The 13,221-nt window shown below is 61.2% G+C and carries 10 protein-coding genes; 2 read left to right on the top strand and 8 right to left on the bottom strand.

The annotated features are described in order from the left end of the window. The first annotated feature begins 217 nt into the window (after positions 1-217). Together CSQ91_RS13715 and CSQ91_RS13710 are read left to right on the top strand one after the other, a co-directional pair. Positions 218-1,900 carry a serine hydrolase gene (locus CSQ91_RS13715; protein WP_099388729.1) on the top strand — a complete coding sequence of 561 codons (1,683 nt, stop codon included), beginning with the start codon at positions 218-220 and terminating at the stop codon, positions 1,898-1,900. 146 nt (positions 1,901-2,046) lie between these two features. Further along, a complete protein-coding gene (locus tag CSQ91_RS13710; RefSeq protein ID WP_257217339.1) occupies positions 2,047-4,458 on the top strand; it encodes a TonB-dependent siderophore receptor in 2,412 nt (803 codons plus the stop codon). Between the two features lie 24 nt (positions 4,459-4,482). On the opposite strand, the gene CSQ91_RS13705 is transcribed toward CSQ91_RS13710, so the two are convergent. The 8 genes from CSQ91_RS13705 to CSQ91_RS13670 all read right to left on the bottom strand — a co-directional run bounded on the left by CSQ91_RS13705 (position 4,483) and on the right by CSQ91_RS13670 (position 13,044). Beyond that, complete coding sequence (locus CSQ91_RS13705; RefSeq protein ID WP_099388728.1) at positions 4,483-5,157, bottom strand: site-2 protease family protein; 675 nt, start codon at positions 5,155-5,157, stop codon at positions 4,483-4,485. 137 nt (positions 5,158-5,294) lie between these two features. Continuing rightward, the gene (locus CSQ91_RS13700; RefSeq protein ID WP_099388727.1) at positions 5,295-7,115 is read right to left on the bottom strand and encodes a PhoH family protein; all 1,821 of its coding nucleotides are present in this window, start codon (positions 7,113-7,115) and stop codon (positions 5,295-5,297) included. A 290-nt stretch (positions 7,116-7,405) separates the two neighbouring features. Continuing rightward, entirely contained in the window at positions 7,406-7,876 is a 471-nt protein-coding gene (locus CSQ91_RS13695; RefSeq protein WP_034785468.1) for a peroxiredoxin, read from the bottom strand. A gap of 74 nt (positions 7,877-7,950) precedes the next feature. Further along, positions 7,951-8,910, bottom strand: a complete 960-nt coding sequence (locus CSQ91_RS13690; protein WP_070282372.1) for a polysaccharide deacetylase family protein — start codon at positions 8,908-8,910, stop codon at positions 7,951-7,953. After that, entirely contained in the window at positions 8,910-9,962 is a 1,053-nt protein-coding gene (locus CSQ91_RS13685) for a bifunctional UDP-4-keto-pentose/UDP-xylose synthase (protein ID WP_070282370.1), read from the bottom strand. The genes CSQ91_RS13690 and CSQ91_RS13685 overlap by 1 nt, the downstream gene beginning before the upstream one ends. Positions 9,963-9,983: 21 nt before the next feature. After that, complete coding sequence (locus CSQ91_RS13680; protein ID WP_099388726.1) at positions 9,984-10,901, bottom strand: formyltransferase; 918 nt, start codon at positions 10,899-10,901, stop codon at positions 9,984-9,986. Continuing rightward, the gene (locus tag CSQ91_RS13675; RefSeq protein WP_034785511.1) at positions 10,901-11,896 is read right to left on the bottom strand and encodes a glycosyltransferase; all 996 of its coding nucleotides are present in this window, start codon (positions 11,894-11,896) and stop codon (positions 10,901-10,903) included. Before CSQ91_RS13675 ends, CSQ91_RS13680 begins: the two co-directional genes overlap by 1 nt. 11 nt (positions 11,897-11,907) lie before the next feature. Beyond that, complete coding sequence (locus CSQ91_RS13670; protein ID WP_070260552.1) at positions 11,908-13,044, bottom strand: DegT/DnrJ/EryC1/StrS family aminotransferase; 1,137 nt, start codon at positions 13,042-13,044, stop codon at positions 11,908-11,910. Positions 13,045-13,221 lie beyond the last annotated feature (177 nt).

The following is a 13,221-nucleotide window of genomic DNA, read 5'->3' as shown; positions in this document are numbered from 1 at the left end:
ATCAAGTCACTGGTGCGAGCATACGTTAGGTATCCCGAAAATAATAGCGTCAGCAGGCACAAACTATCATGGTGATAAATGGAGAGAATTATGCGTGACGCGTCTGCTAGGCTGGGTGGGCAAATTTGAAATATTGTCTAAAAAAATTATCCCATCCCGGTAGCCGCCGCCAGGGGCATGGCCAAGCTGGTTTATCCTTCCTGTGAAAGTGATCTGCATGTTTACAGTTTCCAGCATCTGCCTCGCCACGTTGATCCTGTTGCAAGCGCCAGCCGGCTGGGCTGGCCAGCCGGCGCCCCTGAGCCAGCAGCAGCAAGCGCTGGCCGCGCAAATCGACGCCAGTATCGCTCCCTATTACAAGGCCACGGAACCTGGCGCCGTCGTCATCGTCGTCAAGGATGGCCAGTCCCTGTTGCGCAAGGCGTATGGCCTGGCCAGCGTGAAGGATGGCCAGCCGTTGGCGCCTGACATGTCGCTGCGCCTGGGTTCCATTTCCAAGCAATTCACGGCCGTCGCCATCCTGCTGCTGGCCGACCAGGGCAAGCTGGCCATCACCGATGACATCACGAAATTCCTGCCCGACTATCCGACGCATGGCAAGAAAATCACGATCGAACAGCTGCTCGCGCATACGTCCGGCATCCACGACTACACAAGGAAGCCGGAATTTGTGCCCAACAGCACGAAAGACTTGAGCGTCGCGCAGATGATCGATTTCTTCAAGAACGATCCGCCCGACTTTGAGCCGGGCACGCAGTGGAGTTACAGCAGTTCCGGCTATTTCCTGCTGGGCGCCATCATTGAAAAGGCATCGGGCCAGCCGTATGCCACGTTTGTGGAACAGCAGATCTTCGTGCCACTGGGCATGAACGATACGGCATATGAAGGCCACGAGCGCCGGCCGGCCAAGCGCGCGGCCGGGCATATCCGTTCGGGCGAGACGTATGTGCCGAACCTGCCCCTGAGCATGACGCAGCCGTATGCGGCCGGCGCGCTCGTGTCCACGGTGGACGACCTGGCGCGCTGGGACGCGGCCATCTCCGACGGCAAGCTGCTCAAGGCTTCCACCTGGCAGCAGGCGTTCACGCAGGCCAAGCTGAACGATGGCAAGGCGACCCGTTCCGGCTTGGGCTGGAAGGTGGGCACCTGGCAAAACACGCCCGTCATCCACCATAGCGGCGGCATCAATGGTTTTGCCACGTATGCGATGCGTTTGCCGAAGGAAAAAGTCTATGTGGCCGTGCTGGAAAATTCGGATACTGGCCTGGTCAATCCCGACGTGGTGGCGCGCAAGGCGGCTGCTGTCGCCGTGGGCCGGCCGTATCCCGAGATCAAGGTCATCACGCTCAAGCCCGCCATCCTCGATGCGTACGCGGGCGTGTACGCCATCAACGACAAGGCCGGCTATACGATCCGTAACTTCGAGGGCAACTTGCTGCTGCAGCGCACGGGCCGTCCCGCCCAGCGCATGCTGGCGTACTCGCCAAATGGCTTTCTGATCGAAAATACGCTCACCACTGCCGAATTCGAGCGGGGACCGAAGGGCGAGGCGCAGCTGATCCTCAATGACGGCGGCGAATCGAAGTCCGTGCACGAACGCGCCAGCGCCGCCAAGCCGGCGCGTACGGTGGTTGCCATGACGACGGCGCAATTCGATGCCTACGTGGGCAGGTATGCGCTGGCGCCCGAGGTCTACCTGGAAGTGACGCGCGAAGGCGATAAATTCTTCGCCCAGGTGACGGGTTTCCGCAAGCTGGCCATGCTGCCGATGAGCGAGACGGCTTTCTTCTCGAATGAAGTCGATGCGGAAGTGCGTTTCAGCAAGGATGCCGATGGCAAGACGCAACAACTGGTGCTGCGCCAGGAGGGGCAGGATATGCCGGCCAAACGCGTGAACTGATCGCCGCAGTACAGCGCATGCCTGCCGGCCAGTCGATACTGCCGGCAGGCATTATTTTTTCGTGTCCAGCCTGACCGATTCGCATTCTCAAGGCACCTGCTAAGTAAGGGAATCATTTCAGCAGTCCATTTGAGAGGCTTTACACCATGTCCGTTCGCCGCAAGCAGCGCTACTATATTTCTACACCGCAAATCCTTCCCATCGCCCGTGCCGTGTCGCTGGCCGTGTGCAGCCTGGCGCTGTACCCCGCCATGCCAGCCCTGGCGCAGGCGCAAGCGGCCAATGCCCAGCAGGCTGGCGCCATGCGCCTGGCCTACGACATCCCTGCCGGTCCGCTGGCGCCCGCGCTGCGCAGCCTGGCCAGCGCGGCGAATGTCTTGCTCAGCTACACGCCAGACCAGGCCAGCGGCAAGAGCACGGCCGGCCTGCAAGGCCAGTACACGCCGCAGGCTGCCCTGGCCGTCTTGCTGACGGGTACGGGCTTGCAGGCGGTGGAACTGGAGGCGGGCAGCTACGTGCTGCGCGCCGCGCCTGCCGTGGCCAGCACGGCGCCCGACGCCGTCATGCCATTGATTTCCATCATGGCAGCGGCTGACGCGGGCGAGGGCACGGTGTCGCGCGGCTACGTGCCCATCAGCGTGGCCGCCACCAAGATGGGCACGCCATTGCTCGAGACGCCGCGCGCCATTTCCGTTGTCACGCGTGAACAGATCAAGACGCAGGCCCCGAAAAGCATCGAACAGGCGCTGGCCTATACGGCGGGCGTGCTGACGGACGTGACGGGTGCCGACGTGCGCATGTCGGGCGCCACCATCCGCGGCTTCAGCGATGGCAGCTCGTACTACCAGGATGGCTTGAAGCTGCTGTCGGCGGGCAGTTATGGTTCGTGGAATAGCGAAATGGAAGACCTCGACAGCGTCGAAGTCATCAAGGGGCCCGCGTCCGTCTTCTACGGCCAGGGCCGCCCGGGCGGCATGATCAATGTCACTTCCAAGCTGCCGGGTGCAGACCACGTCAATAGCGTGGGGTTTTCCGCGGGACGCTATCACCGCTATCAGATCAATGCCGACCTGGGCGGCGCTGTCGCGGGCAACGATGGCTTGCTGTACCGCGTCACGCTGACGGGCCGCGATGCCGACGATCGTCCCATCGAATCGAAGAACAACCGCGTTTCCATCTCGCCCTCGCTGCGCTGGGACATCTCGGCGCGCACCAGCCTGACCGTACTGGGCACATATTCGCAAGAGCGGGGCACGCCGAAACCATGGTGGCCCAGCCTGTTTGTCCATCCGCACATCAAGGACTTGCCCGTCAGCCGCACGGCGGGCGACCCCTCCTTCGACTATTTCGACCGCGATACGCGCGCCCTTGGCTATATGTTCGAGCATGCAACAGGGAATGGATGGAAGCTGACGCAAAACTTGCGCTATGCGACCATCAAGGTCGATTACCAGCATATCTACGCCATGGATTTGCTGCCTGACGGGCGCACGGCCACGCGCGGCAGCCTGGCGGAAAAAGTGGACGGCAAGACCTGGACGGTCGACAGCCGCGCGCAAAAGGACTTTCGCTGGGGCGAGATCGAACACAGCTTCGTGGCGGGCATCGATTACCTGAAATACAAGGAAAACGATGGACTGGGCTTTGGCTGGGACGTGCCGAACCTCGATATCCATGCGCCGGTCTACCATCAATCGATCGCCGCACCGGGACTCGACTATACCGACACTGAACTCAAGCAGACGGGCATCTACACGTTGAACCAGTTCAAGCTGGGCGCATGGGTGGCGAACGCCAGCCTGCGCCACGACCGCGCGCGCAGCACGCAGCTCAATTCGGCGAGCACGCGCATCGACGACAATGCCACCACGGGCAGTGCCGGCCTGCTGTACCTGTTCGACAATGGCGTGGCGCCGTATGCCAGCTATGCCACCTCGTTCGACCTGGCCACGGGCCGCGACTTTGACGGCAAGGCTTTTCAGCCACGCAAGGGCAAGCAGGTGGAACTGGGTATCAAGTACCAGCCTGCCGGCACATCGACCATGTTGACGGCATCGCTGTTTGATCTGACGCAAACGAATGTCACCACGCCAGACCCGCTGCATCCGCGTTCGTCGCTACAGACGGGCGAGGTACGTTCGACGGGCGTGGAACTGGAAGGTACGTTCAAACCCTTGCCCGAGTTGAGCGTGCTGGCCGGCTATACCTATCTGGACCCGCGCACGACGAAGAGCAACCGCGACTACGAAATCGGCCGCCAGACCCTGCAGACGACGCGCCATGCGGCCAGCGTCTGGCTCGACTACCGGCCCATGGCCGTGCCCGGCCTGATGCTCGCTGGCGGCCTGCGCTACCGTGGCAGTTCGCCCTACAATGGCGCGGCCAATGCGCTGTACATGAATGATCCGTACACCCTGGCCGATATCGCCGTGGCCTACGAAACGGCGCGTTACCGCCTGGCTCTGAATATCGGCAATGTATTTGACAAGAAATACTTTGGCGGCATCTTCCGTGGCGCCGAACGCGAAGCCCTGCTGAGCATGAAGGTGAATTTCTAGCTGTAGCCAACTGGGGCCGTGCGATTACAGCCCCAGCGCGCGCCAGCAATACACGGCCAGTGCCGCCGCCCACGCCAGCAGGATCGCCAGCCCCGGCAGCAGCAGCCATTTTGCTGCCGTCTCTTCCCACGTCACATACGGCTTGCCGCCGCGCACGATGGCCAGCAGCGCCTGTCCCCCGTTCAAGCCGGCAAACGGCAACAGGTTCAAGGCGCACAGTTTCAACGAGAACAGGGCGAACACCAGCGCAAAGCCGTGTGTGCGGGCAAACGCCTCTCCATTGCCCAGCAATTCCTGCGCCGTCGACAGCGGTGCCAGCGCGCCGTGGACGATTTGCCCGAAGGCTGCGACAAAGCTGTCCCAGCCCGAGGCTCCCATGATGCCCAGCGACAATGCCAGCAGCAGTCCCACGCCGCTCAATGGCAGCAGCACCTGCTTCCACAGCGGCTGGAAGTTGTAGGCATCGAGGCAGGGATCGTCGTCATACAGTTCTTCTTCACGCGTATCTTTCAGCACCAAGCTGCCGGCCAGCGGCAGCAGCTTGACGTAGACTTTTCCCCAGGTCAGCACAGTCGGTCCCACGCCATAGCTGACGCTGCGCACCGTGATGCCGGACAGCCTGGCGCAGGCCGCCATGACGGAAATGTGGATGAACATGAAGAGGATGAAGCAGAGCAACAACTGAAAGGCGGGATGCATCGGGCAATGTGTCCAGAAGGAAAGGAGCGGTATTAGAACATGCCGCCATGAAAAGTCGCGCACATGAAAAAAGCCCCGGCTGCATCGCTGCAGCCGGGGCTTCAAATGACTGGGCAGCTCGCGCCGCCCGCTATCACTTACAGTACTTCGCTGGCGTGGTCGGCCAGGCGCGAGCGCTCGCCGCGGGCCAGGGTGACGTGGCCGCTGTGGGTCCAGCCCTTGAAGCGGTCGACCACGTAAGTCAGGCCGCTCGAGCCTTCCGTCAGGTACGGCGTGTCGATCTGCGCGATGTTGCCCAGGCACAGGATCTTCGTGCCGGGACCGGCGCGCGTCACGAGGGTCTTGACTTGTTTCGGCGTCAAGTTTTGCGCTTCATCGATGATGAGGAACTTGTTCACGAATGTGCGGCCGCGCATGAAGTTGAGCGACTTGATCTTGATGCGCGAGCGGATCAGGTCTTGCGTTGCCGCACGGCCCCATTCGCCGCCATCGGAGTCGGACTTGTTCAGCACTTCCAGGTTGTCGTCGAAGGCGCCCATCCATGGCGACATCTTTTCTTCTTCCGTGCCTGGCAGGAAACCGATGTCTTCGCCCACCGGTACCGTGACGCGGGTAACGATGATTTCATTGTAGAGCTTGGTTTCCAGCACTTGCGCCAGGCCGGCGGCCAGGGCCAGCAGGGTCTTGCCGGTACCGGCCTGGCCCAGCAGGGTGACGAAGTCGCATTCCGGATTCATCAGCAAGTTCAGCGCGAAATTTTGCTCGCGGTTGCGCGCCGTCACGCCCCACACATTGTTCTTCGTGTGGCTGAAGTCGCGCAGGGTTTGCAGCACGGCTGTCTTGCCGTTGATCTGTTTCACCTGGCCGTAGAACGGCGTTTCGCCGTTTTTCGGTTCCAGGTAGATGAACTGGTTGACCAGCAGCGACGGGATGAACGGGCCCGTCACGCGGTAGAACGTCGAGCTGTAGCCGTTCTTGCTTTCCTGCCACGATTCCATGTCCTTGCCGTGCTTGTTCCAGAAGTCGTCCGGCAATTGCACGATGCCCGAGTACAGCAAGTCCGTGTCTTCCAGCACATGGTCGTTGAAGTAATCTTCGGCCGGCAGGCCCAGGGCGCGCGCCTTGATGCGCATGTTGATGTCTTTCGACACCAGCACGACAGGGCGGCCTTCCTGTTCCGATTCCAGCGAGCGCACGACGGCGAGGATCTGGTTGTCGGCCTTGCCCACTGGCAAGCCAGCCGGCAAGTCGGCGCTTTGCAGGCGCGTCTGGAAGAACAGACGGCCCTTGGCATCCTTGTTGCCCAGCTTGGACAGCAGGATGCCGTGTTCGATGGCGTCGTCATCCGTGTTGCTGATCAGGGCGTCGAGCGTGCGCGAGACCTGGCGTGCATTGCGCGCCACTTCCGTCATGCCCTTTTTATGGTTGTCCAGCTCTTCCAGGGTCATCATCGGCAGGTACACATCGTGTTCCTCGAAGCGGAACAGCGACGATGGATCGTGCATCAGCACGTTCGTGTCGAGCACGAACAGCTTGCTGATGCCGCGCTGGTCGGCGGCGCGGCTGGCGGAGGACTTGAGCTGCACTTCGACAGCCTTGTGCTTGGCCGGATGTGGCTGCTCGGCTTGCTTGACGGGCTTGATCGGCGTGACCTTGCCTTTTGCCGCCGGCTTGGCTTTCGCTGCAGGCGCAGCAACGGGGGCAGGCGCGGCCGCGACCGGCGCCGGTGCAGCAACGGCAGGCGCCGGCTTGGCGACCATCAGGGCCGCCACTTGCTTGATCTTCGTGGCCGCATTGCGGACCGGCTTGGCAACTTCGGCGATCGCCGCTTCAATAATTGGTGCAGCCACTTTCTTGGCTGCCGGGGTTTTGGTGGCCGGGCGCGCTGCGCCTGCGGTTGGGTAATCTTGGGTGGCCAGGATGGTGGCTGGCTTGCTCGGTAATTTTGGCAGTGGCATCAGGATCTCAATCAAAAAATTTCTGGAATGAATCGCCCATGGGCAGCCAGCTTCTGGCGGCACTTCTCATGGGGTGGATGCGGGGGAACAACAATGCTACAGGACGAGTAACTGCCGGAAGGCCGGCAGCATGGCCGGTCATGGACGCCATCGACGGGCTGCATGCCCGCCTGGCGGAGTGGATGGAGGCGCTTCGTTGACTCAAAATGGCGATAGGTACCGTGAACTGAACTGCGGTTGAACCAGGCTCGCTGGAAGCCGACAACGCGCATTGGATCAAAAATGGACGATCAATTCAGATGCGCTACGAATTCCAGCACTTCTTCCACGTGAGTTGCGACCTTCACGCCTCTCCATTCTTTCACCAATCGGCCCTGGGCGTCAATCACAAACGTACTGCGCTCGACGCCACGGACCGTCTTGCCGTACATCTGTTTCATCTTCATGACGTTAAACAGCAGACAAACGGCTTCGTCCGGGTCGGAAATGAGCTCGAACGGCAGTTCCAGCTTGGCTTTGAAACTTTCGTGCGAGCGCAGGGAATCGCGGCTGATGCCGTAGATTTCCACGCCGGCTGCGACGAATTGCGAATACGCATCGCGGAAGGCGATGTTTTCCGTGGTGCAGCCAGGGGTGTTGTCCTTCGGATAGAAAAACAGCACCGTAGCCTTGGCCGGACGGCCCAGCAACTGAAAGGTCTTGCCGCTGGTCATGGCGGCGCTAAAGTCGGGTATGCTAACGAGGGATTGGCTATCAGCCACAGGTTCTCTCCTGAACGGTGATCATCAGCGCTGTTTTTAATCTGGCAACGCATCCAGATGCAACAATACAGCATTCAGGCCGCTTTGCCCTGCACAATCAGGCGTCCCGAACGGCCTGGCAACTCATCCCAGGTGACGGGACAAACGGGCAAGTCCGTATTTTTTATCTTTTCATAATAATCGCCCATCGCTGCAAACTGGTAGCCCTGGGCTTTCCAGCCAGCCAGCAGTTGCTCGAAAATGGGGGCGAGTTTCTGTCCTTCAAGTTCCGCATGCAAGGTATATACGTGATCGCGGGGATTATCCGCCGTCAGCGACAATATATGCGCGGCAACATTGCTCGTTGTGATCAGTTTGCCGTCGATTTCGCAGCCCAGCAATTCATCCAGGGTGGGCAGGGTGGTAGGCAATTGCACGCATTGCAGGATGGTGTTGCCGTTGCGCACGCGGTGTGGGCCATTCGTGGCATGCACCATGGCACCGCGCGCGTCGAGCATGGCGCGGCCATCGGAGGCAAAGCGGTAGCCGGCCGTGTCGTGTTCGACAAAGGCGCTGACATTCATTTGCCAGCCGGCCGCGCCGTGCGTGTGCGGCTTGGTGCCAAACACCTGTTCGTAGCGGTTGGCGGCCTTGCGCATCATGTTGATGGTCCAAGCAGCGTTGCGCTTGGCCACGTTGTCTTGCCACAGGGTGTGATCCCAGGTGTGGATGCCGCACTCGAAACCGGCATCGCGCACGGCGCGCAATTGCGCCGCGCACAGCTTGCCGATATCGGGTCCCGGCAGCAAGGTGCCGTACATCAATGTTTTCAAGCCGTAGTGTTCGACCACCGAGGTGCGCGACACCTTGCTGAAAAAGCCGGGCCGCAAGGCGCGCCGCAGGGCCCAGCCCGTGTGGTCGGGGCCCAGCGAGAACAGAAAGGTGGCCTTGGCCTGGTGCGCGGCCAGCATGCGCACCAGATTGCCCATGCCTTCGCGGGTGCCGCGATAGGTATCGACGTCGATTTTCAGGGTCAGGAACGGCTTGCTCAACATTAATCCATCAGGGCTTTGGCTTGGGCTACCTGGCTGCGGTAGGCGTCGAAAATATTGCGCAGGGAATCGGCCATAGTGGTGGTCGGCACCCAGCCCAGCTCTTCGCAGGTATTCGTGATTTTCGGCACGCGGTTTTGCACGTCCTGGTAGCCGGCGCCGTAGTAGGCGCCCGAGGTCGTTTCCACGATTTTCACGTGTTTCGCGCCTTCGGCGTATTCCGGGTATTCGGCGGCCAGGGTCAGCATCATGCCGGCCAGGTCGCGGATCGAATAGTTATTGATCGGATTGCCAATGTTGTAGATCTTGCCGCTGGCGATGCCGTTCTTGTTGGCGATGATGCGCATCAGCGCATCGATGCCGTCGTCGATGTAGGTGAACGCGCGTTTTTGCGCGCCGCCATCGACCAGCGAAATGTTCTCGCCGCGCACGATATGGCCGAAGAATTGCGTCACCACGCGCGAAGAACCTTCTTTTGGCGTGTGGATCGAGTCCAGGCCGGCGCCGATCCAGTTGAATGGACGGAACAGGGTGAAGTTCAAGCCTTCCATGCCGTAGCCCCAGATCACGCGGTCCATCAGCTGCTTGGCGTTCGAATAGATCCAGCGCGGCTTGTTGATCGGGCCGCAGATCAGTTCCGAGTTTTCCGGATCGAATTCCTCGTCATGGCACATGCCATACACTTCCGAGGTCGACGGGAAGACCAGGTGCTTGCCGTACTTGGCGGCCGAGCGGACGATGGGCAGGTTGGCTTCGAAGTCCAGTTCGAAGACGCGCAGCGGCTGCTTGACGTAGGTCGACGGCGTGGCGATGGCCACCAGCGGCAGGATCACATCGCACTTCTTGACGTGGTACTCGACCCATTCCTTGTTGATCGTGATGTCGCCTTCGAAGAAGTGCATGCGCGACTTGTAGTTGTCATCTTCCAGCAATTCCGTGATGCGGTCCGTGTTCATGTCCATGCCGTAGACATGCCAGTCGGTGGTTTCCAGGATGCGCTTGGACAGGTGGTGGCCGATGAAGCCGTTGACGCCTAAGATGAGGACTTTTTTCATGTGAGATTCTCTTGAGTGATATCAGTGTGTGCTGACGCGGGTGGTCAGACTTGCTTGCAATTGCTGAGCCGAAATCGGCTCCCCGGCAGCCCTCAGCGCGGAAATGGCCAGCATGCGGCCGTCTCCGCAGACGCCAAAGATGCAATTATCCACTACCGCCAAGCCCGGTGGCAAACTTCCTGCGGAATGCTTGCTCAAGCGGGCTTTTTCGATGGTGTAAATGACATCGTTGACTTCGGTGAAGGCGCCGGGATAGGGCGGCGCGACGGCCCGGTGCAGGTTGTACACCTGCTGCGCGGGTAACTTCCAGTCGATGCGGCCGTCTTCCGGCTTGCGCCCGCCAAAGTAGCCGCCCTGGCGCAAATCGTTGAGCTGGCGTGGCGCCGTGCCGTCCAGCAATGCCGGCAGCACGTTCCACAGGGTTTGTTCCGCCGCCACGGTGACCTTGCCGAAGACTTCAAAGGCCGTGTCATCGGGCAGGATGGGCACGGCCGTTTGCGCGACGATGGCGCCGGCATCAGGCTTGACCGTCATTTCATGCAGGGTGGCACCCGTTTGCGGGGCGCCATGCAGCACGGCCCAGTTGACGGGCGCGCGGCCGCGGAACTGCGGCAGCAGCGAGCCGTGCATGTTGTAGGCGGGCGCGACTTCCAGGATGCTGGCGGGCAGCATGTGGCGGTAGTAAAAGCTGAACAGCATGTCCGGCGATGCCGCCCGCACCTGCGCCAGCAGCTCGGGCGCGCGCGGATCGCCGGGCGTGATGTACGGGATGCCTTCGGCTTGGCACAGGCTGGCGACGGACTCGAACCACAGGTTTTCCGTGGGGCTGTCTTCGTGCGTGACGACCAGGGCGATATCGACGCCACCGGCCAGCAGCACCTTGATGCAGCGCACGCCCACATTGTGGTAGCCGAAGACGACGGCGCGCGGGGCGCCCATCAGCGGCCCACCTGGCGCTTTTCCAGGCGCACGTACGATGGCGCCTCGGCTTCCGCCTGGGCCATGCCGTCCTGCAAGATGGTTTGCACCACGTAGCGGGGACGGGCGCGCACTTGCTGGAAGATGCGTCCCACGTATTCGCCCACGAGGCCGATGCCGAACAGGATCACGCCCATCAGGAAGAAGGCGATGGCGAACAGGGTGAACACGCCCTGCGCCTCGGCGCCGAACAGGAAGCGGCGCGCCAGCAGATAGATCACCAGCAGGGCCGAACTGAGTGACAGCAGCATGCCCAGCATCGAAAAGATTTGCAGGGGAATCAGCGAAAAGCCCGTGACCAGGTCGAAATTGAGGCGGATCAGGCTGTACAGCGAGTATTTCGACTCGCCGGCCGAGCGTTCCTCGTGCTCGACGGTAATTTCCGTGGGCTTGCGGGCAAACGTGTAGGCCAGGGCGGGAACGAAGGTGTTGACTTCGGCGCACTGGTTGACCAGGTCGATCACGTTGCGGCCATACGCGCGCAGCATGTTGCCCTGGTCCGTGATCTTGATGTTGGTGATGCGCTCGCGCAGCCGGTTCATCATTTTCGACGCCAGGGTGCGCCAGGCGGAATCTTGCCGCTTGCGCCGGATCGAGCCCACGTAATCGTAGCCTTCGCGCATCTTTGCCACCAGGTTGCCGATTTCTTCGGGCGGATTCTGCAGGTCGGCATCGAGCGTGACCATGATTTGCCCGCGCGAAGCTTCAAAGCCGGCCAGAATGGCCATGTGCTGGCCATAATTACCGTTGAACAAGACTACGCGCGTGACGTCGGGGCGCTGGCGGAACTGTTCCGCCAGGATGGCCACCGAATTGTCGCGGCTGCCATCATTGACAAAGATGATCTCGTAGCTCGTCTGCAGGGCATCGAGGGCCGGATACAGGCGGGCGAACAGGCTGGCCAGGCCATCCTGCTCGTTGTAGATTGGAATGATAATGGACAGTTCAGGTTTCATCGGCGCGCTGCTCATTTGATGAGAATGGATTTGACGGTGGCGACGGCGCGTTCCACGTCCTGTGTTGTCATGGCGTAGAACATCGGCAAGGTCACGGTCAGGCGGCCGATCTTTTCCGAGACGGGGAACATGCCTTCGGTAAAGCCGCGTTCGCGGTACATGGTAAACAGGTGGATCGGTGCGTAATGATAGCCCGTTCCCACGTTCTGCTGCGCCATTTGCTGCATGAAGGCGGCGCGCGTGCCGGGACCGTTGTCGGGCAGGATGATCTGGAACAAATGCCAGTTGCTGTTTTCAAAGTCCTGCACGGGCAGCTGGGCGCCGCTCTGCGCTTCGAAGTCGCTGCCGAATTGCGCGAAATAGTGGCGTGCCAGCGCGCGGCGGTGGGCCGTGATCGCGTCGATATTGGCGAACTGGCCCAGGCCGATGGCGGCCATGATGTCGCTCATGTTGTATTTGCCGCCCAGTACATCGACGTCGATGCCGTCGACGCCGCTGCGCGTGACGCCCTGTAGCCGGTATTTCTCGGCCAGCTTCGCTTCTTCCAGGTTGTTGAGGACGAGGCAGCCGCCTTCACCCGTGGTGATGTTCTTGTTGGCCTGGAAGCTGAACGAGACGAAGTCGCCAAACGCGCCGATGCGCTTGCCCTTCCAGGTGGAGCCGAACGCTTGCGCCGCGTCTTCCACGACCCTTAAATTGTACTTTTCAGCAATCGCGTACAGGCGGTCCATGTCGACGGGCAAGCCGGACAGGTAGACGGGGATGATGGCCTTCGTACGCGGGGTGATGGCCGCTTCCAGCTTGTCGAGGTCGATATTCCGCGTGACGGGGTCGATATCGGCAAACACGGGCGTGGCGCCCACTTCGATGATGACGTTGGCTGTCGCTACCCACGACACGGGCGTGGTGATGACTTCGTCGCCGGGGCCGATGCCGGCGATGCGCAGCGCGATTTCCATGGTGCACGTGCCCGAATTGAAGGTGCGCACGGGACGCCCGCCGAAATACTCGGACAGCTGGGCTTCGAATGCCTGCACTTTCGGGCCGCTGGTGATCCAGCCCGAGCGCAGCACTTCGCCGACGGCGGCGATGGTCGCTTCATCGATGGTGGGTTTGGAAAATGGCAAAAAGGGCAGGGTAGAGGTCATGGGGCGCAGTTCTTGGATCTGTATTGTGTCAGGGTATCGGCGTTGCTGAGGCTCCCAGTGCGGTGAATGGCCGCTGGCAGGCATGGCTATTTTATATCGTCAGTACGGCGGCGCAGCCGGTTCAGCGGTGAAAAATCCTGCTGATGCGGGGGCGGGGCAAGCTGGCCGGGGGCGCGA

Origin of the sequence: Janthinobacterium sp. BJB301 (assembly GCF_002735685.1) — a bacterium.
Classification (GTDB): Bacteria; Pseudomonadota; Gammaproteobacteria; order Burkholderiales; family Burkholderiaceae_D; genus Janthinobacterium; species Janthinobacterium lividum.
Note: the sequence above shows the minus strand (reverse complement) of the source record. Positions and strands in the feature narration are given on the sequence as shown.